At 62.6% G+C, this 22860-nt stretch carries 21 protein-coding genes; 9 read left to right on the forward strand and 12 right to left on the reverse strand.

Features of this window, described 5'->3' with window-relative positions; genetic code table 11:
* Positions 1 to 27: 27 nt before the first annotated feature.
* Entirely contained in the window at positions 28 to 342 is a 315-nt protein-coding gene (locus B9Z01_RS33625; RefSeq protein ID WP_085489829.1) for an HAD family hydrolase, read from the reverse strand.
* 96 nt (positions 343 to 438) lie between these two features.
* Positions 439 to 1386: a LysR family transcriptional regulator gene (locus tag B9Z01_RS33630; RefSeq protein ID WP_085489830.1), complete on the reverse strand. Its 948-nt coding sequence runs from the start codon at positions 1384 to 1386 to the stop codon at positions 439 to 441.
* A 389-nt stretch (positions 1387 to 1775) separates the two neighbouring features.
* On the opposite strand from B9Z01_RS33630, the gene oxlT reads away from it, so the two are divergent.
* The 3 genes from oxlT (at position 1776) to B9Z01_RS33645 (ending at position 5693) form a co-directional block, all read left to right on the forward strand.
* Positions 1776 to 3125: an oxalate/formate MFS antiporter gene (gene oxlT / locus B9Z01_RS33635; protein WP_085489831.1), complete on the forward strand. Its 1350-nt coding sequence runs from the start codon at positions 1776 to 1778 to the stop codon at positions 3123 to 3125.
* A gap of 30 nt (positions 3126 to 3155) precedes the next feature.
* On the forward strand, positions 3156 to 4148 hold the full coding sequence (locus tag B9Z01_RS33640) for a LysR family transcriptional regulator (protein WP_085489832.1): 993 nt from the start codon (positions 3156 to 3158) through the stop codon (positions 4146 to 4148).
* 93 nt (positions 4149 to 4241) lie between these two features.
* A complete protein-coding gene (locus B9Z01_RS33645) occupies positions 4242 to 5693 on the forward strand; it encodes an aldehyde dehydrogenase family protein (RefSeq protein ID WP_085489833.1) in 1452 nt (483 codons plus the stop codon).
* 87 nt (positions 5694 to 5780) lie between these two features.
* Here B9Z01_RS33645 and B9Z01_RS33650 read toward each other — a convergent pair whose 3' ends face one another.
* The 4 genes from B9Z01_RS33650 to B9Z01_RS33665 form a co-directional block, all read right to left on the reverse strand.
* Positions 5781 to 6758: a 2-dehydropantoate 2-reductase gene (locus B9Z01_RS33650; protein ID WP_085489834.1), complete on the reverse strand. Its 978-nt coding sequence runs from the start codon at positions 6756 to 6758 to the stop codon at positions 5781 to 5783.
* 226 nt (positions 6759 to 6984) lie between these two features.
* On the reverse strand, positions 6985 to 7605 hold the full coding sequence (locus tag B9Z01_RS33655) for a LysE family translocator (protein ID WP_085489835.1): 621 nt from the start codon (positions 7603 to 7605) through the stop codon (positions 6985 to 6987).
* Between the two features lie 112 nt (positions 7606 to 7717).
* The gene (locus B9Z01_RS33660) at positions 7718 to 8260 is read right to left on the reverse strand and encodes a hypothetical protein (RefSeq protein ID WP_420814754.1); all 543 of its coding nucleotides are present in this window, start codon (positions 8258 to 8260) and stop codon (positions 7718 to 7720) included.
* Positions 8261 to 8579: 319 nt separating this feature from the next.
* The gene (locus B9Z01_RS33665) at positions 8580 to 9164 is read right to left on the reverse strand and encodes an IMPACT family protein (protein WP_208626377.1); all 585 of its coding nucleotides are present in this window, start codon (positions 9162 to 9164) and stop codon (positions 8580 to 8582) included.
* Positions 9165 to 9333: 169 nt separating this feature from the next.
* Between B9Z01_RS33665 and B9Z01_RS33670 the strand changes: the two genes are divergently transcribed.
* Entirely contained in the window at positions 9334 to 9960 is a 627-nt protein-coding gene (locus B9Z01_RS33670; RefSeq protein ID WP_085489838.1) for a LysE family translocator, read from the forward strand.
* A 500-nt stretch (positions 9961 to 10460) separates the two neighbouring features.
* Positions 10461 to 11123 (forward strand): 2-hydroxychromene-2-carboxylate isomerase, encoded by a 663-nt coding sequence (locus B9Z01_RS33675; protein ID WP_085489858.1) that lies wholly within the window; start codon positions 10461 to 10463, stop codon positions 11121 to 11123.
* Positions 11124 to 11169: 46 nt separating this feature from the next.
* Here B9Z01_RS33675 and B9Z01_RS33680 read toward each other — a convergent pair whose 3' ends face one another.
* The 3 genes from B9Z01_RS33680 to B9Z01_RS33690 form a co-directional block, all read right to left on the reverse strand.
* Positions 11170 to 11424: a DUF2866 domain-containing protein gene (locus tag B9Z01_RS33680; RefSeq protein ID WP_085489839.1), complete on the reverse strand. Its 255-nt coding sequence runs from the start codon at positions 11422 to 11424 to the stop codon at positions 11170 to 11172.
* 217 nt (positions 11425 to 11641) lie between these two features.
* Positions 11642 to 13402, reverse strand: a complete 1761-nt coding sequence (locus B9Z01_RS33685; protein WP_085489840.1) for a peptidoglycan D,D-transpeptidase FtsI family protein — start codon at positions 13400 to 13402, stop codon at positions 11642 to 11644.
* A gap of 435 nt (positions 13403 to 13837) precedes the next feature.
* Entirely contained in the window at positions 13838 to 15379 is a 1542-nt protein-coding gene (locus B9Z01_RS33690; RefSeq protein WP_085489841.1) for a methyl-accepting chemotaxis protein, read from the reverse strand.
* Positions 15380 to 15657: 278 nt separating this feature from the next.
* Between B9Z01_RS33690 and B9Z01_RS35350 the strand changes: the two genes are divergently transcribed.
* From B9Z01_RS35350 to B9Z01_RS33705, 4 genes are all read left to right on the forward strand, one after another.
* Entirely contained in the window at positions 15658 to 15888 is a 231-nt protein-coding gene (locus B9Z01_RS35350) for a hypothetical protein (RefSeq protein ID WP_143809158.1), read from the forward strand.
* 87 nt (positions 15889 to 15975) lie between these two features.
* The gene (aepX, locus tag B9Z01_RS33695; RefSeq protein ID WP_085489842.1) at positions 15976 to 17712 is read left to right on the forward strand and encodes a phosphoenolpyruvate mutase; all 1737 of its coding nucleotides are present in this window, start codon (positions 15976 to 15978) and stop codon (positions 17710 to 17712) included.
* Positions 17709 to 18872, forward strand: a complete 1164-nt coding sequence (gene aepY, locus B9Z01_RS33700; protein ID WP_085489843.1) for a phosphonopyruvate decarboxylase — start codon at positions 17709 to 17711, stop codon at positions 18870 to 18872. The genes aepX and aepY overlap by 4 nt, the downstream gene beginning before the upstream one ends.
* Positions 18873 to 18897: 25 nt before the next feature.
* Positions 18898 to 19965 (forward strand): 2-aminoethylphosphonate aminotransferase, encoded by a 1068-nt coding sequence (locus B9Z01_RS33705; RefSeq protein WP_085489844.1) that lies wholly within the window; start codon positions 18898 to 18900, stop codon positions 19963 to 19965.
* Between the two features lie 42 nt (positions 19966 to 20007).
* Here the strand turns inward: B9Z01_RS33705 and B9Z01_RS35815 are convergent, their stop codons facing one another.
* The 3 genes from B9Z01_RS35815 to B9Z01_RS33715 form a co-directional block, all read right to left on the reverse strand.
* Complete coding sequence (locus tag B9Z01_RS35815) at positions 20008 to 20160, reverse strand: hypothetical protein (RefSeq protein ID WP_167387616.1); 153 nt, start codon at positions 20158 to 20160, stop codon at positions 20008 to 20010.
* A gap of 121 nt (positions 20161 to 20281) precedes the next feature.
* Positions 20282 to 20989, reverse strand: a complete 708-nt coding sequence (locus tag B9Z01_RS33710) for a PIG-L deacetylase family protein (RefSeq protein WP_085489845.1) — start codon at positions 20987 to 20989, stop codon at positions 20282 to 20284.
* 324 nt (positions 20990 to 21313) lie between these two features.
* Complete coding sequence (locus B9Z01_RS33715) at positions 21314 to 22831, reverse strand: DUF4130 domain-containing protein (protein ID WP_085489846.1); 1518 nt, start codon at positions 22829 to 22831, stop codon at positions 21314 to 21316.
* Positions 22832 to 22860 lie beyond the last annotated feature (29 nt).

Here is a 22860-nt window from a genome sequence, read left to right on the forward strand (position 1 = left end):
TCAATCCGTGCGGTATGTCTAACGCGGTCAATCGTCAGCCACTGCGAATTCGCTGTAGTACTGCGTTTTTCTATGCAGGATCAGTTGCGCGAGGAAGTCGGCGTCGTATGCACGGTGCAGATGGCTGTGATAACGCTCGATGTACGCGGTGATACGAGCCAGTTCGCCGTTGAATTCCCTCAGCACGTCGAGCGTGGCGCGGTCCCAGCGAAACCGCAGACCGAGGTCGCTGAATGCCGCGTTGTATGCGCTCAGATGCGCGTCGTCGGGATGAGTTTCGCGATTCGCCGTTGTGCGAGCGGCGTGTGCGTCGGTGTGGGGGTTAACCGGAGCGTGGTTCATGATCGGCCTCCTCGGCTGGCAAGTGAAAGAACTCGCTTGCAGCATAGAAGTCTCGATCGATTTGCAATAGTTAAAGTTTTATTGGATTTTCATAGCCTATTGCTTATGTACGGTCAATTCCTTCACGCGCGTAATTTTCTCGATCAGATTCGCGCCTTCCTCCATCAGGAAGCGTTTGAAGGCGACCGCAACCGGCGGCAGACGTTTGTTCTTCCGGTGCACGACATACCAGTTGAGCATGACTGGAAAGCTTTCGACATCGAGCACGACCAGATGACTCAACTGCAATTCGAGGCTGATCGTATGCGCGGACAGGAATGCGATGCCCATTCCGGCAATCACGGCCTGCTTGATCGTCTCGGTGCTTTTGATCTCCATCGCGATCTTCAGGTTGGACAGACGTCCGGCAAAACCTTCTTCCATCGAATTCCACGTATCGGAGCCGCGTTCGCGCACGATAAACGCTTCGTTCGCCAATTGACTGAAGCGGATGTTGCGCTTGTGCGCAAGCGGATGCGAGGGCGCCGCGACGATCACATAGGGATGCGGCGCAAATGGTTCGTTGGTTGCATCGGTTTCATGCGGCGGACGCACCATGACCGCGAGGTCGGTTTGATTGGTCGCGAGTTGATGCAGCAGCTCTTCGCGGTTGTGCACCGCGAGATTCAGATCGACACCCGAATAGCGGCGCGTGAATTCGGCGAGGAGCCGCGGAAAGAAGTAGTCGCCGGCGCTGATTACCGCGACGTTGAGCTTGCCGCCCGAGACGCCCTTCAACTGACTCATCGCCTCGTCGACTTCGTGGAACTGCTGAATGATCGCCCGGCTGTAGTGGAGCATTTCGGTACCGGCCGGCGTCAGATAGATCTTTTTGCCGAGCTGCTCGAAAAGCGGCAGCCCGGCATGTTCTTCGAGTTGCCGGACCTGAGTCGAGACAGCGGGTTGTGTCAGATGCAGTTCCTCGGCAGCGCGCGAAAAACTCAGGTGACGCGCCACCGTTTCAAAGACCTTCAGTTGTCGCAGAGTGGCATTGCGCATCGTCATGGTCGATGTATAAGGGAATGTGAATCAACATAATAACAAACTTTAATTATTAGTAATTCAGCAATGACCCTAGCATGCAACTGATAAGAAGCGGAATTGTCACCGCACTACCTGTAGCTGTACCCGGATTCACGTGTGGATAGGCGGCGCAGCGGAATAAATAGGGGAAATAGCTTGTAAGGCTTACCGCCTGAGCAGCTAATTTGATAGGAATAAAGAAAGAAATTTCGTGAAAATTCGAGTCGGATGCATTGAAGAGGGTGGAATAAGGCAGTGCCAATTTCAATCTTCCAGAATGGCGAATTTCCTCGGGACACGACAATAAGGTGGGACACATCCAGCGCGGCGCGTTGGCCGGCTGCACTAAACAAATAGTGGAGACAAGGCTCATGGACAATATTACCCAGCAAGCGACGGCCGGCGTGTTCTGGCGGAACCGGTGGTGGCAGCTGGTCATCGGCATGGTGTGCATGGCGCTGGTGGCTAATCTGCAATATGCGTGGACGTTGTTCGTTGCGCCGATGAATGCAAGGCATCACTGGAGCGAAGCGTCCATCCAGCTTGCCTTCTCGATCTTCATTCTGACCGAGACATGGCTCGTGCCATTCGAAGGCTGGCTTGTCGATAAATTCGGCCCACGCCCAGTGGTCGCGGCCGGCGCGGTATGCGCAGGTCTTTCGTGGATTCTCAATTCATATGCGACGACGCTCGGCGTGCTGTACTTCTCCGCCGTGATCGGCGGCATGGGGGCGGGTGGCGTGTACGGCACGTGTGTCGGCAATGCCTTGAAGTGGTTTCCGGACCGGCGCGGTCTCGCCGCGGGGCTGACCGCGGCAGGCTTCGGTGCGGGCGCTGCGATCACGGTGATTCCGATCGCCAACATGATTACGCGCCACGGCTATGAGCAGGCGTTTTTCTTCTTCGGCATTTTGCAAGGCGTGAGCATTCTGCTGCTCGCGCTGTTATTGACGCGACCGACTTTGCGCCAGCAAGCCGGGCGCAAGAGCCGGTTGGCGATGTCGAAGGTCGATTTCACCGCACGCCAGATGATCAGGACGCCGGTGTTCTGGGTGATCTATGCGTCGTTCGTCGCGGTAGCGGCGGGTGGTCTCATGGCGACCGCGCAGATCGGCCCGATCGCGAAAGACTGGGGGCTCGCACGCATTCCGATGTCGTTTCTCGGCATGACGTTGCCGCTGCTTACCGTCACGCTATCGATCGACAACATATTCAACGGATTGACGCGTCCGTTGTGCGGCTTTCTTTCCGACAGGATCGGCCGTGAAAATACGATGTTCCTGATCTTTATCGGTGAAGGTCTGGCTCTGCTCGGCATGATGCAGTTCGGCAGCAACCCGTACGCGTTCATGACGTTTGCCGCGCTGATTTTCCTGTTCTGGGGGGAAATCTTCTCGATCTTCCCGGCGATTTGCGCCGATACGTTCGGCAGCAAGTATGCGACGGCCAATGCCGGCACCTTGTACACCGCGAAGGGCACGGCCTCGTTATTGGTGCCGATCGCGTCGCTGCTCGCGGCCACGGGCGGATGGAGTCTCGTTTTCACGGTCGCCGCCGTCATCACCATTGCGGCAGGCATCTCCGCGAAATTCATACTCGAGCCGATGCGCACGCGCTGGATCGAGTCGCACAATCAACCTCAGGGTGCGTTGGCCGTCGCGGGTCACGGCAACGGCAACGCGTCGCGGATGAGCCACTGGCCCGAGCAGAGCGGCGAATAGCGTGAACGGCGCAAGTTCGGATTCGACGTCATGAACGTTTCGTTGCAGCAACTCAAGGTGTTCGTCGCCGTCGCGCGCGAGCGGAGTTTCACGCGCGCGGCGCGCGAGTTCGATCTGACGCAATCGGCCGTGAGCCGTTGCGTGCGCGAACTCGAGGAAGCGGTCGAGTTGAAACTGTTCGACCGCACGACACGCCAGGTTGAACTGACGAATGCGGGCGCGAGTCTCGAACGAAGAATTGGCCGTCTGATCGACGAGTTGGAATTGACGCTGCTCGAAGAGCGTGCCGCTTATGACGGCCGCACCGGTGTCGTGGTGTTGGCGAGCAATCCGGTATTGTCGTCGAGCTGGGTGCCGCGGGCGCTTGCACGTTGCGCGTCGGCATTTCCCGACCTGATGGTATCGGTCAAAGATCAGCCTCAGAGCGGTGCGCTCGCGAGCGTCGCGCATGGTGAGGTGGACTTCGGCGTGGTGTCGCTGGCTTCGCCGGTTGAATCGATCGACAACCACCTGTTGCACGCGCAAGTGCTTTTCGCCACGCCAATGCACGCGGTGATACCGCCCACGCATCCGCTTGCACAACACGACAGCATTGCATGGCGCGCATTGCACGCATGGCCGCTGATTACGCTCAATGCCGACACAGGTATGCGCGCGGCGCTGGAACCGGCTTTTGCCGCAAGTGAATTGAAACGCAGGCCAATACAGGAGCTGGGGCACGTCGCGGCGGTATCGCGCATGGTCGAACTGGGTCTTGGCGTCGGCATATTGCCGGTCGATGCATATTGGCCTTCGCCGGGGTCAACGCTGGTGAGCCGGCCCCTGGTTCCTGAAACGACGCTGACCACGGTACTCGTGCATCGCAGGAACCGTTCCCTTCGTCCTAACGCGGCTGCCGCGTGGGCGCAATTTGCGGCATCGGCGAATGTGCCTTCGCACGCCGGCCGCGCCGGGATTTCCGTTGCGCAAGCGCTCAACCGCCCGTCCATTGCGCGAGGCGGTACTCTTTTGTCTGAACCCTAGATCTGGAGCCGAGCGAAGGCCGTTGTTCGATTCCGGTCTGCGATCGATGCTCCGCCAGTCAGCCACATCACTTCCTATTCAAGGAGCTTCATGATGGAAACCCAAACCGACCTCAGGCACCATGATCTGCTGATCGACGGCAAGCGCCTGCCGCCCGGCACCGGGGAATATTCCGTCGACATCAACCCGGCCACCGAGGAACCGATTGGGCTCGTCGCCCAGGGCAGCGCCGTCGACGTGGATGTCGCGGTGCATGCGGCACGCGCCGCATTGAAGGTATGGAACTCGATCCGGGCCGCCGAACGCGGCCGCATTCTGATGCGTCTCGCCGCGTTGATGCGCGCCAATCTCGAAGAACTCGCCGCGCTCGAAAGTCTCGACGGCGGCAAACCGATTGCGGCCGTGATGCGCCAGGATATTCCCGCTGCGATCGACACGGTCGAATACTACGCAGGCTGGTGCGACAAGATCAACGGCCAGGTGGTGCCGACGCGTCCCGATGCATTGACGTACACCTTGCGCGAGCCGGTAGGTGTGGTCGCCGCGATCGTCCCGTGGAATTTCCCGCTGATGATCGGTATGTGGAAGATCGCGCCCGCGCTCGCGTGCGGTTGCACGCTAATCGTCAAACCTGCTGAGATTACGCCGCTCACCGCATTGCGTATCGGCGAATTGGCACTCGAGGCGGGCGTTCCTCCCGGTGTGCTGAATATCGTCACTGGAAAAGGAAGTGTGGTGGGCAATGCATTGGTCGCACACCCCGGCATCGACAAGGTGACTTTCACCGGTTCGCCTTCGGTCGGGCGCGGCATTCTGCAGGGCGCGGCAGGCAATTTCAAGCGCGTCACGCTGGAGTTGGGCGGCAAATCGGCGAACGTGATTTTTCCTGACGCGAATCTCGACAATGCGGTGCGTGCCGCGGCATCCGGCATTTTCTTCAATACCGGGCAGGTGTGTTCCGCGGGTTCGCGCATTCTCGCGCATCGCGATGTGTATGACGAAGTGGTCGAACGTCTTGCCGCGCGTGCGAAGTCGATCAAGGTCGGCGATCCGTCGGTGCGCGAAACGTCGATGGGTCCGCTCATTTCCGCCGCGCAGATGAAGACCGTGCTCGGCTATGTCGATACCGGGCGCTCCGAAGGCGCATCGCTCGTGACGGGCGGCGCGCGTGTCGGCAACCGCGGCTTTTTCGTCGAGCCGACGGTGTTCGCCAACGTCGAGCATGAGATGCGTATTTCGCAGGAAGAAATCTTCGGTCCCGTGGCTAGCGTGATTCGCTTCAATGACGAAGCCGATGCAGTCAGGATTGCCAACGGCACGTTGTATAGTCTCGCCGCCGGCGTATGGAGCTCGGATATCAGCCGCGTGCATCGGGTTGCGCGAGATCTGAAAGCGGGCACCGTGTGGATCAATACTTATGGCTATACCGACGTGCGCCTGCCGTGGGGTGGTGCGGGTGATTCAGGTTTTGGCCGCGAGCACGGTGACGTGGCGATCGAGAACTTCACGGAGCCGAAGGCTGTATGGCTTGCGATCGATCAATAGTGAAGTGGAAGAAAGGATCGAGCGCAATGCGTTCGATCCTTTAGCCGGTATGGCGAGTAGAGAGCAGTTCGTGGCGCCGGTAGCGGATTAACTGCCCTGCAATGCCATCCGCTCACGCAGCTTGATCAACGCGAGCACCACGTCGATGGTAGGCGTGGGTTCCGCGACGAGGCGGCCCATTTCCTGCACGACCGTCAACAGCGGGTCGATTTCCATTGGCCGCCGGTTCTCCAGATCGACCAGCGTCGATGTCTTGTGCGCGCCAACCGCGCCCGCGCCGTCAATCCGCCTTTCCACATCGACACGAAAGTGCACGTCGAAGTGATCCGCAATGCGCTTTGCTTCGAGCATCATCGTGCGTGAAACCGCGCGGGTGCCAGGGTCGCTCGTGAGTACATCGAGCGTTGCGTGCGTCAATGCGCTGATCGGGTTGAAGCACAGATTGCCCCACAGCTTGAGCCAGATTTCGTCGCGGATGTTTTCGCGTATCGGGGCTTCGAAGCCTGCAGCCTGCATGATTTCGTGCAATTGCTGAATGCGCGGCGTGCGTTCGCCACTCGGCTCGCCGATCGGAAATTTCTTGCCATACACATGCTTGATGACGCCCGGCTCGACGATCTCGGCGGCGGGGTATAGCACGCAACCGATCGCGCGCTCAGGCCCAAGCTTCGTCCATTGGCTGCCGTCGGGGTCGACACTCGCGAGGCGTGTGCCGGCAAAGCGCCCGCCATGCTGATAGAAGTACCAATAGGGAATGCCGTTGACGCCGGTCACGATCGCCGTGTGTTTGCCGAGCAGGGGTTGCATCGAATCGACCACGCCGGGAAGCGAATGCGCTTTGAGCGTGACGATGACGAAATCCTGCACGCCGAGCTCGCGCGGGTCGGATGCGCACCGAACCGGCGCGCTGAACGTTTCGCCATTCATGATCAGGCGAGCGCCTTGTTCGCGCATTGCCGCCAGATGCGGGCCACGCGCGATGAAACTCACGTCCGCGCCGGCACGCGCCAATTGCACGCCGATCAAACCGCCAATCGCTCCCGCTCCGAAGATGCAGATCTTCATGATGTCGCTCCCATGACGATGAAAAGCCGTTTGCCCAGTGCAGCCGCATGTCCCGTATGCAGTTGCGGGTCACTCTTCGAGCATAAATTGGAGCAACGAAAGCCGATAGTTAAAGTTTCTCGGCCGATGCATTAGCTATTCGTTATGGAGCGCAGGTTGCAGCGTCGTTGTGGAAGGGCGATGGGATCGGGATGGGGGAGCGAGGAAATTGACAGGATTCAACGCCTCATACCCGCCGAACCAACAGGAAGCTCACACCGATAGCCGCCAGAAATCCTCCGCAGCAGCGATTGAACCAGCGGCGGATCTTCGCGCGCACCAGCCATTTGCCGAGATACATGCCGGCCCACGAGTACAACGCGATTGCGATCCATTCGAGCACCAGAAAACTCGCGCCGAGAGCGGCAAACTGCGGAAGTATGGGTTGCGCGACGTCGACGAATTGCGGCAGGAACGCGGTGAAAACCAGAATCGCTTTCGGGTTGCCGGCGGCCACGAGAAATTCCTGCCGCGCAATGCGGGCAAGCGCTGCGTCCTGCGATTGCGACGTGTCGATCGCGGGCGCTTCGCTGCGCCACAACTGAATGGCAAGCCAGATCAGATAAGCGGCGCCGGCCAGCTTGATCGCGAGAAAGATCCATTCGGATGCGTGCAGCACGACAGCGAGACCGGTGGCGGCGAGCATCAGCATCATCGCGAATGCGAGCAGGCGACCCGTGCCCCCGACGAACGCCTTCATGAAGCCGTGACGCGCTGCCACGTTGATGGAGAGCAGATTATTGGGCCCGGGTGCGAGATTGATAGCGAAGCAGGCGGGCAAAAAGAATAGCCAGGCAGTAACGGACATGACGGCTCGCATTCTGAACAGGAAGGGACGTACGTCGTGCGGCGGCAGATCGCGCGCAGTACTTTCAATAAGATTGTAGCGAAACTGCCGCGGACCTCCGCTGGGCACGCGTTCAGTTCACCGCCTTGATAAAGTCCGGATCGCCGATCAATGCATCGACACTTTGTTTCACCGTGTCTTCAATCGCGATCGTATTGCTCGTGAATTTCGGCGACTTCTGCTTCACGGTTCGGGAGGCCGTGAACATGACCTTCTGTGTCACTGCATCGGTGACCACGTAGCGCATCTTCAGTGTCCAGAGCGCTGGCGAGCGCGTGTCGTTCACCGTGAACGTTTCGATGCTGCCGCTCAGCACGCGCTTGCGGTCGTCAATGCGAAAACCGGCTATCCGCAGATTGTTCGCGACGCTGTTGCGCACGATCTGGTTGATATCGTCCTTGAGCACGATGCCGGTCATCGCCGTATTTTCGATGCGATTCGGCGAAACATGATCTGCGTGAGCGGGAAGATAGGCGAAGTTGCTGGCGGGGGCAACGCTGAGCGACCCCGTGCCGTGTGTTTTCACGTGCGTCGCGCTGCTATTGAGGCCGAACCACGACCAGGAGCAGGCGGATAGCATCAGCGGCAACACCACGGCGCCACAACGCTTGAGCACCACGGATATCAGCGCCGCATGCGCGCGATTCATGCGGGAGAAGGTGGTGATCGAAGCCAGAGAGGTCGCTCTTTTAAATGAAGTCATCCCGTTGGAGAACAGTATGGTAGCAGTGAGCCGGACTGTTGCCCGTGGGCCGGCAATCCCGTCCATCATACCTGGCTGCATTTGCGATGGATACGGGGGAGTACGCGCAAATGGCGCTCCCGCAAAGCGTGAGCGCATCACCATAATCGTTGCAAATGAGAACAATGTGAAAATCTGTTGTTATGCGCTCTCACGTGCCTTCACGTTTTCAACACTGAAAGCGCCAGGCTGATCAGAAGAAGCCTGCTTTTCCCTGTGTCATATCGATCAGCGCTCGCTTCGCATCCTCGATGGCGTTGGCGGGCACGCGCATCGTCATCTTCACCAGCATGCCATAGGCGCTTTCCAGCAGCGCGTAGCCCTCGGCATCCATCCATCGGCGTACTCTGGCTTCATCGGCATAAGTCAGTTCGACACTCAGCAAGACCTGCGCAATCCTCTCGATTCGCGGGGCGTCGAGCAGCGCCGATGCGATCGCATCGGTGTACGCGCGCACGAGGCCGCCCGCGCCGAGTTTTACGCCGCCGTAGTAGCGCACGACGGCGGCCAGCACACCGTCCAGATCGTGATGCCGCAGCACTTCGAGAATCGGCCGGCCCGCGGTGCCGGAAGGCTCACCGTCGTCGGACATGCCGGATTGGCCGCCCGCAAGCAGCGCCCAGCACACATGCGTCGCGGCCGGGTGTTCTTCGCGCAGACGCTGCAATTCAGCCATCGCCGCGTCGCGATCGGCGACCGGTATCGCATAGGCAATGAACCGGCTTTTGCGAATTTCGAGTTCCGCGCTGAGCGGCGCAGGCAGAGTATAGGTGGGCAAGGCAAAGACTTTAGTGGATGAAAAGAAGCGAGTTGCAAGCCGCGCTGTGCCCGTCATGGTAGCGGATCATCCCCGCTGTGCGTACGGCACGAAGTTTACGCGTTCGTCTACAATGGCCCGTTGAACGCGCATCCATTGACTCGATCCAGCGCGTGCGCAAGGAGACGACATGCTTGACCTATCCACGTTGGGGACTTTCGTTGCCGTCGTGCTCGGGCTTTTTCTGATTCCGGGCCCGGCCGTGCTGCTGGTTTTGACGCGCACCATGCACGGTGGACGCAAGGCCGGCATTCTCACCGGCCTCGGTATCGCAACGGGCGATTTCGTGCACGCGCTGGGTGCCGCAGTGGGTCTTTCCGCGCTGCTGATGACCTCCGCTCTCGCGTTCAACGCAGTGAAATTCGTCGGCGCCGCCTATCTCGTCTATCTGGGCATTCGCGCGTTGCGTGAGAAGCAGACGAGTCCAAATATGCCGGCCGTCGCGCCGGTGTCGGGTTCGAAGGCGTTTTTTCAGGCGATTCCCGCCGAAGTGCTGAATCCGAAGACCGCGCTGTTTTTTCTCGCGTTTTTGCCGCAATTCGTGCGTCCCGAACACGGCTCGACGTTTCTGCAGTTCACGATGCTCGGCTTGATTTTCGTGGGTATGAGCGCGCTCTATACGACGCTGATCGTGCTGACCATGCGCCCGCTGGGCAGGCTGGTCAAGCGCTTGACGTGGCTGACTCGCTGGCAGAACAAGATCATCGGCGTGCTGTTCATTTCGCTTGGCCTGCGCGTGGCCGTGCAAACGCGCTGAGCGTTCCGCGCGAGCGCTTGCCGCCGATCAGAGGAAGTTGCATTTCGTGCCGGATATTGCGGCGCGGTCCTGGCAAGCGGCCTTCGCGCGCATATTGCATCTGGCTTGTGTGTGAACTGTGCGTCTTTGCTCTTCGGCGCGGCTCTTTGGGAAAGACACGTTGTTCAGGCGAACAACACTGTATATATACACAGTGCAGTCTTTCCGACCTGTCTCGTGAATGAGAATGTGTCGTGCAGGTAGGGCGTGTGAACCCGCGTGAGCGGATTGCGGTGAGCTCAGGACAACGCGAGCAGAATCAGCGACGAAACGACGATGATGAAAAGACAGGTCGCGGTGAGCATGTCATACGGGTAGGTCATGGTCTGGCCGTCAGGATGTGAAGCGAAGGCGCCATCATAAGCAGAAGCGCTTCATGCAACTGTCAAGCTTTGCAAGGAGCGATGTCGCAGCATTCGCGGTATTCGCGAATTGCGTCGCACATGATTCGGGAGGCAGCAATGGGCGATGTCGCGTCTTCTCCGGTTTCTTCGTCAGTGCCGTCTGTTGATGCGACGGCACGCGCAATCGAGTTCTGGTTCGATTTCGGCAGCAACTACAGCTACCTGAGCATGATGCGCATCGAGGCGTTGGCGGCTGCACGAGGCGCGCGGATTCTCTGGCGTCCGTTCCTGCTGGGGCCGGTGTTTCGCAAGCTCGGCTTCGACAACTCGCCGTTCGTACTGCAGAAGGAAAAGGGCGCGTACGTATGGAAGGACATGGAACGGCAATGCCGCAAATACGGTATCGCGCTCACGCGCCCCAGCACCTTTCCGCGCGCCGCGCTGCTGGCGATGCGCGTGGCGTTGCTCGGTGCGCATGAACCGTGGATCGGCGCTTACTGCCGCAAGATCATGCAACTGAATTTCGCGGACGACCGCGACATCGGTTCGATCGACGTGGTGAGCGAAGCGCTCGACGCTCTCGGTCTGCCGGCGCAGCACCTCATTGCCGATGCGCAAAGTGATGCCAACAAACTACGCTTGCGCGAGCAGACCGAGGCAGCCATTGCCAAAGGCATTTTCGGTGCGCCGACGTTTTTTGTCGGCGGGGAAATGTTCTGGGGGAACGACCGCCTGGAGGATGCGCTGGACTACTGCCATTCGATGCCGGCGAGCGGCTAATGCGATGACGCGCTGCGCGTCGTAGAGCGAATTCGTAAAGCGGATTTCAGTCGGCTTGCTGGCAGAATCGGCGGCCCGGCACGTGGGAGACCACGGCCTGTGCGATTTCGAGTGGAGTGCTTTCGGCGGGAACGACGCGGCGGCTTGCTTCGGGCGTGTGTTTCATCGTCCATTCGACGAGCCGGTATGAACGGCCCCAAGGCGGTTGCAGCGGATCGGAGACTTTGCAGGAATGGATCTGGCGAGTCCATTCGTGGCCGGGCATGGTGCGCAGGTGCTCGAATACCATTTCTTCAACCATGGGTTGGCTCCTTGTTCTTCGCAGGCATGCGGTTCGCGGCGCGTTTTTTTGACATCCCGTGGGAGAAAAAGCGCCGCCGATGTTCTGGCGGCTCAACAGGGGATGGTTTTCGCCATACTTGCAGGGAAGAATTAAGCCAGCCTTAAGAAACGTCGCTCCAAACGTCACTTCATGCAAATGTGTGTAACGGCTTGTGAACGGTTTGTGAAGCGTGAGCTCAAACCCCCGGCGCATCGGGCGGCACGCCCAGCAATTGCAGCGCCCCGCCCGTGACCCCGCTGAACACCGGCCCCGCAACCGTGCCGCCGTAGAACGTCTTGCCGGCCGGATCGTCGATCATCACGGCGACGATCAGACGCGGGTCGCTCATCGGCGCCATGCCGACGAAAAGCGCGCGGTAGCGGTTTTTCGCATAGCCCGCGCCGATCTGCTTGCGCGCGGTGCCGGTCTTACCGCCGACGCGATAGCCTTCCACCACCGCCGCGCGTCCTGTACCGCCCGCGCCGGTCGCCATTTCGAGCATGTTGCGGATCGCCCGCGCGGTCGCCGGCGTGGTAACCGGCTGACCACGTTCGGCCGGGCGCGTGGCGTCGTCCGCGTCCACGTCCGCACCAGCCAGGGCGACGGGATCGCGCAGCAGGCTCACGCGCTGCAGCGTGCCGTCGCCGGCATACGCGGTGTAGACCTGCGCGATTTGCAAGAGCGACACCGACAGCCCATAGCCGTACGCCATCGTCGCCTGTTCGATCGGACGCCAGCGCTTGTACGGGCGCACCTTGCCGGCGGCCACGCCCGGAAAGGTCAATTCGGGCTTCGAGCCGAGCCCGTATTGCTGGTACTTGGTCCAGATCGTCTCGGCCGGCAGGTTCAGCGCAAGCTTCGCGAGCGCGATATTGCTCGACTTCTGCACCGCCTCGGCGACAGTCATCACACCGTGATTCGACGTGTCGTGAATCACGGCCGGGCCGATCCGATACCAGCCCGGCGCCGTATCGATGACGCTTTGCGGCCGCACCTTGCCCTCGTCGATCGAAAGCGCGACGACGAGCGGCTTGATCGTCGAGCCCGGCTCGAACGTGTCGATCACCGCACGGTTGCGCAACTGCCGGCCGGAGAGGCGCGCGCGGTCGTTCGGATCGAAGCTCGGGTAGTTCGCGAGCGCGAGAATCTCGCCGTTGCGCGCGTCGAGCACGACCACGCTGCCGGCTTCGGCATTGTGCTTCGCGATCGCTTCCTTCAGTTGCGTGTACGCAAGCTGCTGGATGCGCCGGTCGATCGTCAGGTGGATCGTGTCGCCGTTGCGCGCGGGCACGAGCGGCCGCGTCTCGGACACGACGCGGCCGAGCCGGTCGCGGATCACCTCGCGCTGGCCCGGCACGCCTTGCAGCCGTTCGTTGGCGGCGAGTTCGACGCCTTCCTGGCCGTTGTCCTCGATGTCGGTGAAGCCGACCACGTGCGCCGCCGATTCCCCTTCGGGATAAAAGCGCTTCGAATCGGCAATCTGCGTGATGCCGGTGAGCCCGAGCCGTGACAGATGCGCGGCGGTGTCGGCGTCGACCTGGCGCTTGAGCAGCACGAACGTGCGCTCGCCGTCGAGCCGCTTGCGCAACTCGGCGAGCGGCATCTCGAGCAGCTTCGAGAGCGGCGCGACCGCGCTTTCGTCGACGAGCTTCGGCGACGCCCAGATTTCGTAGGTCGCGAGGCTGACCGCGAGCATCGAGCCATTGCGATCGACGATCCGGCCGCGCGTCGCATCGAGCTCGAGGACGCGCTGATAGCGCTTCTGCCCCTGGTCGACGTAGAAGTCCTGGTTCACGACCTGCACCCAGAACGCGCGGCCCGCGAGCGCCGCGAACGCGCAGAACACCAGCAGCACGATGAATTTCGAGCGCCACGCGGGCAGGCGCGCGGCGAGTAGCGGGTTCTTCGCGACGGGCGCGTAGGGGTCGTGCGGTTGTGGTTTCTTCTTGTGGATCATGGGGGCGGATAACGGAGCTCTCGATTGAGCGAGGCCGCTGCACGACGAAGACCACGGGAACGACGAGGCCGACGCGCGCGGGCGGTGCGGATCGACGGTCGTTGCCGGTTGCGCGATCGCGAGGCGCCTCGGGCTGACAGCGAGGACCGTCGTTGCTGCATGATTGTAAATAAAACGTAATTTAATCGCGAGGATTATGCAAGGATGTGCGAGACGAGCGGCAGCAGCGTGAAGAGGAGGGACGTCGCAAAAGCCAACCAAAAAAACCGCGCGAATTTGCAAAATCCACGCGGCTGGCTCGTTCGATTGATGCGTCGACTCCGACGCGGCGTGTTGAAGAGGCGCTCCCTGCCTGTGGAGCGCCTTCTTTTGTGCGCACCCATTGCAGGCGCGGCTTCGAGAAGAACGAAGGGCGGCCTCGCCCAATCCGGAACGTCAGGCCGGCAACGCAAAGCTCGCGATTGCCTCGCGCAGCGCACCCACCTGGTCCCTCAGCGAATGCGCGGCCGCGGCAGCCTCTTCGACGAGCGCCGCGTTCTGCTGCGTGACCTGATCCATTTCGCCGACCGCGCGATTGACCTGCTCGATACCCGCGCTCTGTTCGCGCGACGCATGACTGATCTCTTCGAGAATTTCGTTGACGCGCCGCACCGATTGCACGATTTCGCCCATCGTCGCGCCCGCGTTGGAGACGAGCGCCGCGCCGGTTTCGACGGTATCGGTCGAGGTTTCGATGAGCGCCTTGATTTCCTTCGCGGCCGTCGCCGAGCGTTGCGCGAGGCTGCGCACTTCGGCGGCGACCACCGCGAAGCCGCGTCCCTGTTCGCCCGCGCGGGCTGCCTCGACGGCCGCGTTGAGCGCGAGGATGTTCGTCTGGAACGCAATGCCGTCGATCACGCCGATGATGTCGCCGATCTGCCGCGAACTCGTGGTGATCTCGCCCATCGTGCGCACTACGTCGTCGACCACGCGGCTGCCGCGCGTAGCGACCTCGGCCGCCTCGCTCGCGAGGTGCGCGGCCTGCATCGCGCTGTCCGCATTCTGCTTCACGTTGACCGTCATCTGATCCATGTTCGACGCGGTTTCCACGAGCGCTGCCGCCTGCTGCTCGGTGCGCTGCGACAGATCGGTGTTGCCCGCTGCGATCTCGTTCGCGCCGACGTTGATGTTCTCGGTGCCCTGACGCACGCGCGATACCGTATCGACGAGCCCCGCCTGCATCGTGCGCAGCGCGTGCAGCAGGCTGCTAGTGTCGTCGGGCGCGACCGGCACGTACGTCGCGAGATTGCCCTGCGCCATCAGTCGCGCGTGCTCGACGGCCGCTTCGAGATCGCCGCCGAGCGAGCGGCGCACGCTGCGCAACACGAGCAGCATCACGGCGGTGGCGAGTACGCCGAGCGTCACCGTGATCGCGAGCCAGCGCAACAGGTTGCGGTAGAACGCGCTTTGCACGTCGTCCATATACATGCCGGTCACGAGATACCAGTCCCACGGCGCGAAGCGCATCGAATAGCTCGTCTTCGCGACGGGCTTTTCGCTGCCGGGCTTGGCCCACAGATAATCGACGAAGCCGCCGCCGTCGCGATTGCCCGCGTTGACGATATCGACGAACAGGTGGTTGCCCGCCGGATCGGTGAACTGCGCGAGATTCTTGCCGACGAGCTCATGCTTGATCGGATGCATGAGCATGACCGGCTGCGAGTCGTTGATCGAAAGGTAGCCGTCGGTGCCGTAACGCATCGCCGACAGTGTCGCGAGTGCCTGCTTTTTCGCCTCGTCTTCGGAGAGCGCGTGCTGCTGGGCGAGCGCGTAGTAGCGGCCGACGATGTGGTTCGCCTGGTCGATCAGCGCGCGCAACTGGTCGCGCCGATCCGAGACCATCGAGGCGCGGTTCTGCCACGCGCCAAAGCCGCCGATCAGGATCAGACCGGCCCATAAAACGGCGATCATCAAGGCGAGTTTTCGGTTCAGAGTCATAGCGATGAGATTGGCTTTGGTAACGAAGTCGAGTGGATTGATGCCTGCCTGGTCTGTTTGCCGCTGATTGTGTTTACGGCATGCCGATGCGGCATTACAGGCAGGGGAAACCCGCTGTTTTGCCAGCTGGCTTATTTGTCTGATTCATAAGCGGATTTATTGGTGGTTTGGCGATGGCGTCATATCGGTTTTAGAAGGATGCGAAGTTTTGCGATTTAAAAAAGGATTTCTGGTGAACATTAGCGAATCCCGAATTAACGGGTGATCTCGCGCAAAGCGTGGAGATTCAAAATCTGCGCCGGCATCGTTATAAGTACCGTCATGAACATTGCCATAAATGGACGGATAACCCGCCGCGCCATGTCCAGCAAGCCTCGCATCAAGATTCCACAAAACGCCAAGCAAATCCAAAATATGGTTATATGAACGTTGATGCAAAAAATGACACATTTTTCCACTTAAGCGCAACGACGGAAAATCGCGGGGATTTCAAAAAGACCTATCAATAAAAATTCCGTTATAGTCGCCCTTTTCCAGTCGCCAGCCGGGCGCAGAAAAGCACCAATAAGCCCGCCATCAGGAGCACAGAACAGAAAATGAACGCCCGCGAACCCGCCTTCGTTTCCCAGTCCCGCAGCGCGCGCCTGCGCCAGATGCTTCTCAGCAACGAACTCGAATTTATGATGGAGGCCCATAACGGCCTGTCCGCGCGCGTCGTTCGCGAAGCCGGCTTCAAGGCGATCTGGGGCTCGGGCCTCGCGATCTCCGCGCAATTCGGCGTGCGCGACAACAACGAGGCAAGCTGGACGCAGGTGGTCGATACGCTCGAATTCATGGCCGACGCGAGCGATCTGCCGATCCTGCTCGACGGCGACACCGGCTACGGCAACTTCAACAACGTGCGCCGCCTCGTGCGTAAGCTCGAACAGCGCGGCATTGCGGGCGTGTGCATCGAAGACAAGCAATTCCCGAAGACCAACAGCTTCATCAACGGCGAGGCGCAGCCGCTCGCCGAGATCGACGAATTCTGCGGCAAGATCAAGGCCGGCAAAGACTCGCAGACCGACGAGCATTTCTCGATCGTCGCGCGCGTCGAAGCGCTGATCGCGGGCTGGGGCATGGACGAGGCGCTGCGCCGCGCGGAAGCGTACGCCCAAGCCGGTGCCGACGCGATCCTGATTCACAGCAAGCTGTCGCGTGCCGACGAGATTCTCGAATTCGCGCGCGAATGGGCCGGCCGCGCGCCGCTCGTGATCGTGCCGACCAAGTACTACAGCACGCCGACCGAGGTGTTCCGCGAAGCGGGCATCAGCACCGTGATCTGGGCGAACCATCTGATCCGCGCGGCGGCCTCGGCGATGCAGGCGGTCGCGCGCGAAATCCACACGAGCGAAACGCTCGTCAACGTCGAGGACAGCATCGCGGCCGTCAATGAAATCTTCCGCCTGCAGGATGCGGATGAATATTCGCAGGCCGAAGACCGCTATCTGTCGGGCGCTCGCTCGGCGGGTTCGGCGCTCGTGCTCGCCGCGAGCCGCGGCAAGGGGCTCGAAGCCGTCACCGAGGACCGCCCGAAGGTCATGCTGCCGATCGCGGGCAAGCCGCTGTTGCGCTGGCTCGTCGACGCGTTCAAGAAGCAGGGCGTGAACGACATCACCGTAGTCGGCGGCTATCGCGCCGACGCGATCGACACGGCGGGCATCCGGCTCGTCGTCAACGAACAGCATGCGCAGACCGGCGAACTCGCGTCGCTCGCGTGTGCGCTCGACCAGCTCACCGGCGACACCGTGATCTCGTACGGCGATCTGCTGTTCCGCAGCTATATCCTGCGCGATCTCGTCGAGAGCGAGGCCGTGTTCAGCGTGGTGGTCGATTCATCGCTGGCCGATGCGGAAAACGCGAGCGTGCGCGATTTCGCGTGGTGCTCGGCCGCCGACGATCGCGGCCTGTTCGGCAACAAGGTCGTGCTGCGTCATGTGTCGAGCGGGCAGGATGCGTCGTCGTCGGCGCTTGCCGCGCATGCGCCGCATGGCCGCTGGGTGGGTCTGTTGAACGTGCGCGGCGCAGGGCATGAGCACTTGCAGGCCGTGATGAAGCAGTTGCGGATGCGCGCGGATTTCGCATCGCTCGACATGCCCGCGTTGCTCAACGCGCTGATCGAAGCGGGTGAATCGATCGAGGTGCAATACGTGCACGGCCACTGGCGCGGTGTGAACGATCTCGACGACTTCCGCCGCGCGGGCGACTTCGCGCATGCGCAGACGCCGTTCGCGACGGCGGCTGGTGCGGCACAGGGCGCCGCAAACAACGCCGCAAGCGGAGGCACGCAATGATCGAAGCCGCACAGTTCGTCGAAGCGGCGCGCGCACGCGGTTTCGACTGGTACGCGGGCGTGCCGTGCTCGTATCTGACGCCGTTCATCAACTACGTGCTGCAGGACGAATCGCTGCATTACGTCTCGGCGGCCAACGAAGGCGATGCGGTCGCGCTGATCGCGGGCGTCACGCTCGGCGCGAAGAACGGCCGGCGCGGCATCACGATGATGCAGAACTCGGGGCTCGGCAACGCGGTGAGTCCGCTCACGTCGCTCACGTGGACTTTCCGTTTGCCGCAACTGCTGATCGTCACATGGCGCGGCCAGCCAGGCGTCGCGGACGAACCGCAGCACGCGCTGATGGGCCCGATCACGCCGGCGATGCTCGACACGATGGACATTCCGTGGGAAACCTTCCCGACCGAGGCCGAGGCGATCGGCCCGGCGCTCGATCGCGCGATCGGGCACATGGAGGCGACCGGCCGCCCGTACGCGCTCGTGATGCAGAAGGGCAGCGTCGCGCCGTATGAATTGAAGGACGGCGGCGCGCCCGCGCGGCGCACGCAGACCGCGCCGCGCGTCGAGTTTCGCGGCGTCGCGGCGAACGAACTTGCGACGCGCCACGACGCGCTGCGCAAGGTCGTCGCGCATACGCCGCCCGACTCGACCGTGGTGCTCGCGTCGACCGGCTTCTGCGGCCGCGAACTCTATGCAATCGACGATCGCGCGAACCAGTTGTACATGGTCGGCTCGATGGGCTGCGTGACGCCGCTCGCGCTCGGTCTCGCGCTCGCGCGGCCGGACCTGCGCGTGGTCGCGCTCGACGGCGACGGCGCCGCGCTGATGCGCATGGGCGTGTTCGCGACGCTCGGCGCATACGGTCCGGGTAATCTCACGCACGTGCTGCTCGACAACGGCGCGCACGACTCGACGGGCGGCCAGGCGACGGTGTCGCCGCAGGTGTCGTTTGCGAGCGTGGCGGCGGCGTGCGGCTATGCGTCGGCGGTCGAAAGCGACGATCCGGCCGTGATCGACGAACTGTTCGATACGCCGCCGCTCGACGGCCCGCGCTTCGCGCGCCTGACGATTCGCCGTGGCACGCCCGACGGCCTGCCGCGCCCGACCATCACGCCGCCCGATGTGAAAACGCGCCTGATGCGCCACATCGGCGCCGCCTGAACTCACCGCAACTCAAGGAATGCCGATGCTGCTGCTCAATCCCGGCCCGGTGACGCTCACCGAACGTGTCCGTAACAGCCTGTTGCAGACGGATCTGTGCCATCGCGAAAGCGAGTTTTTCGATTTGCAGGAAGAGGCGCGCACGCGTCTCGTCGACGTGTACGGTCTCGACCCGAACGAATGGCAGGCCGTGCTGATGACGGGCTCCGGCACGGCCGCCGTCGAAAGCATGACGGCCGCGCTCGTGCCGGACAACGGCAAGCTGCTCGTCGTCGAAAACGGCGTGTACGGCGAGCGCATTGCGCAGATCGCCGCGCAATATGGCATCGCGCATGACGTGCTGAGGCACGGCTGGATGGATGCGCCCGATCTCGCGAAGATCGCCGCGCGGCTCGACGCCGACAAGTCGTTCACGCACGTCGCGGTGATCCATCACGAAACGACCACGGGACGCCTGAACGACATCGCGGCGCTCGGCGCGCTGTGCCGCGCGCGTGGCCTGCGTCTGCTGGTGGACGGCGTGAGCAGCTTCGGCGCCGAAACGATCGATTTCGCCGACGCGAGTCTCGACGCGGTGGCGGCCACCGCGAACAAATGTCTGCACGGCGTGCCGGGCGCGTCGTTCGTGCTGGTGCGCCGCGCGGCGCTCGCGCAGGCGGCGAGCCGCACGTACTACCTCGATCTCGCGCGCCTCGCGCGTTTGCAGGATCAGCGCAACACGCCGTTTACGCCGTCGGTTCACGCGTACTACGCGCTCGTCGAGGCACTGCGCGAACTCGCCGACGAAGGCGGCTGGCGCGCGCGCCATGCGCGCTACGCGGCGCTGGCCGAGCAGGCGCGCGCGGGGCTTGCCGAGCGCGGCATCGGCAGCGTGTTGCCGCCGGAGCAGTCGTCGGTGGTGCTGCGCGCGTACTGCTTGCCGGACGGCATCGCGTATCCGCAACTGCACGACGCGCTCAAGGCGCGCGGCTTCGTCATCTATGCGGGGCAGGGCGGTCTGTCGGCGGAGCTGTTCCGCATTTCGACGATGGGCAACATTCACGCCGCCGACATCGACCGCCTGCTGCAAGGCTTTACCGAACTGATGCGTTGATCGACCCGCGCTGCGCGTGATGCCGCATCGCCGTCGGCGGCATCACACCGGGTCCTTGTCCGGCGGTCCTTCGGGCCGCTGCGGTTCCTCGACATGGTGGCCGGGCGCCGGCGGCACGAGCGGGTCGGCTTCCGGGTCGCGGTTCGGATCGGCATGGGGGTCGGGAATCGGGCTGGTGTGCATGTCGTAGCTCATTGCGTCACCTTTGCGGTTGAGAAGCGCGCGAATCTGGCGGATAGAGGCGATGCGGGCGAGCGCGCTCGCGATTTTTCTTCAAGCGTAGGCGCTGGCCGCGCTTCCTGCTTCTACTTTTCCCTTACTTTCTCGCGCGGCGGCGGCCGACGCTCAGTTGCCAGTAACGCTCTGTCGCGAAGATGTCGTCGTAATTGCCCGCGCCGAACGCGCGCAACTGGCTCGCATAAGCGTTGACCGCTTCGCGCTTGAGCTGCGCGCGGCGCTGCACGTCGATCGTATGACCCGCGCTCGGGCTGGCCGGCGTCGCGACGATGCCGCGCTGCGCGAGATCGGCGAGCCGCGCCTGCACGGCGCCGGGCGTGCGCCGGTGGATCGCTTCCTCGTAGCCGAACCAGTCCAGATGCGTGAGCCGCGGCAGGATTTCGCAGCAGGCTTCGAACACGCGAGCGTGGTCGTCGTGATGCAGGCCGAGCGGCATCAGCAGCGTGTTCGCGGTCGTGCGGTAGATCGTTTCCTCGAGCGCGGCCGCCATCTGGCCGATCGACGGCGAATCGGCGTACTGGCTGGCGTGAAACGGCATGCGCAGCGGAATCGCGTCGAGCACTTCGAGCGCGCGGTTGTCTTCGCGCGTGCGTTCGCGGATGGCCTCTCGGGAACTCGTGAAGCCTGCCTTTTCATCCCACTCGGTGCGCATGTCATGTTCGGGCGGAGCGGCGAACACCGTGCAGACGGCGGCGTCCGGATGCGCGGCGAGCAACGCGCCGCAACTGAAGACGGCGTCGTCGAAATGGGGCGAGACGATGAAAAGGCGTGGGCTGGTTTCGCTCATGGGCGTGCGGCTAGGGTTCGAGGCGCGGCTACGGTGATGTGGCGAGGCTTGAGGTTGCAAGGCAGGTGCGCGCGAAAAAACGCGGCGTCACCTCAGCTTAGGCGGAATCGCAACGGATTGCGCACGGTAGTCGGACGCGCAAGCGGTGTGCCTGAGCACGGGCGGCTCGTCGCGCGCGACGGGGTAATCGTGCGGATGAAGCCAGATGCTTTGCCGTGGCTGTGTAGTGAGATTGGGGCGTGCGATTGGGTAGCGTGACTGCGCAGTGCGACAGTGCGGCACGACAGTGTGGCGTGGCTGTTTAGCGCGAAACCGAAACGAAACCTATGGCTCCTGCGCCGCCAACACCGCCGCGCGGCTAAACGCCGCCACCATGTTCGCGACGATATCCTCGCGCAGCCGCGCGTCGGCGGTTCGCAGCGCATACGACGGATGCCACGTCGGCACGATCAGACGCCCGCGATGCGCGATCGTCAGCCCGAGGTATTCGGACAGATTGACGTGCGTGCCGGTCAACGCTTTCAGCGCGGTCGGGCCGAGTGCGACGACGACGCGCGGCGCGACCCGCGTCAGTTCGTCTTGCAGCCAGTACCCGCACGCGTCGGCTTCGCTGCGCTCCGGCGTGCGATGGATGCGCTGCTCGCCGACGCGCTGCTGATGCGGCCGCTGTCTGCCCGGCTGCTGTTTGCCAGGAATTTCCCACTTGTAATGCTTGACCGCATAGGTCAGATACAACGCCGCGCGTTCGAGACCGGCACGCGCGAGCACCGTATCGAGCAACTGACCGGCCGCGCCGCCAAACGGCTCGCCGTGCTGGTTCTCGTATTCGCCGGGCTGCTCGCCGAGCGCCATGATCGCCGCGTGAGCAGGTCCGATGCCCGCGACGGCCTGCTTCGCGTTGCGCCACAGTCCGCAGCGCCGGCAGGTAGCGAGCGGGCCGCTCGGCTCGCGCAACGGCGGCATGAGCGTCGACGCTTCGATGGGCGGCGCCTGCGGCACGCTGACGGCGGCGCGCTGCGCGCCGAGCCGCGTGCGCTCACGTGCGAGATCCGCGGGCAGCGGCGGACCGGCGGGCGGCATACGCCAGTAACCCAGCGGCACGGGCACAGGGCGGTCGTTGACGACGTTTGCGTACCAGGCGAGCCAGAGCGCTTCGGCGGGTTCGCTCGTGATCGCTTCTCCGGTCATCGCGCTCGCGGGCAAAGCGTGCGCGGCCTCGATGCTTTCCTCCGCAGCCGGACGGTCGATGCGCAGCAGCATGCCGTTCCAGAACGCCGCGCCCTGCGGCGTCGCGAGCATCCACGTGGAATCGCCCATACCCTCGACGAACTCCGCGGCGGCGCGCTCGAGCAGATCGTGATGCGGCTCGTACCAGCCGACGAACTCCGGCGGACCCATCGACGGATCGCGCCGTCTGAACCGCGTGCGAAGCACCAGTTCGGCGGTTTCCTGCTCGATTGTCTCGACGCGTTGCGCGAGCAGCATGCCATCGGGGTCTCGCAGTTCGATGACGTCGCGTTCGCCGTGAGTCCAGCGCCACAGAATGCGGTAGAGCAGCGCCCAGCGATCGTCTGCGCGAAAGCATGCGGCGGTTTTCAGTCTGGCGAGCAGCTCGCGGGGGATCGCAAATGCGGGGCGGGCCGGGTGGGGGAGCCCGGCGCTGTGGGCTGTTTCATTGGGAGCCGGTTCGGCGCGTGGCGCTGCGGCCTGTTCGGCTTCAACTCCAGGTTCGAGGGTGGTTTCGATCCACTCGACCGACCGGGGTTCGAGGCCCTCGCGCAGCGCCTCTCGCGCCGCGCGGCGCCAGGCGGCAAAAGTCGGTTCGATCGGGATGCGCTTCATGATGAAAAAATACTGTATGGATATACAGT

Origin of the sequence: Paraburkholderia susongensis (assembly GCF_900177725.1) — a bacterium.
Taxonomy (GTDB): Bacteria; Pseudomonadota; Gammaproteobacteria; order Burkholderiales; family Burkholderiaceae; genus Paraburkholderia; species Paraburkholderia susongensis.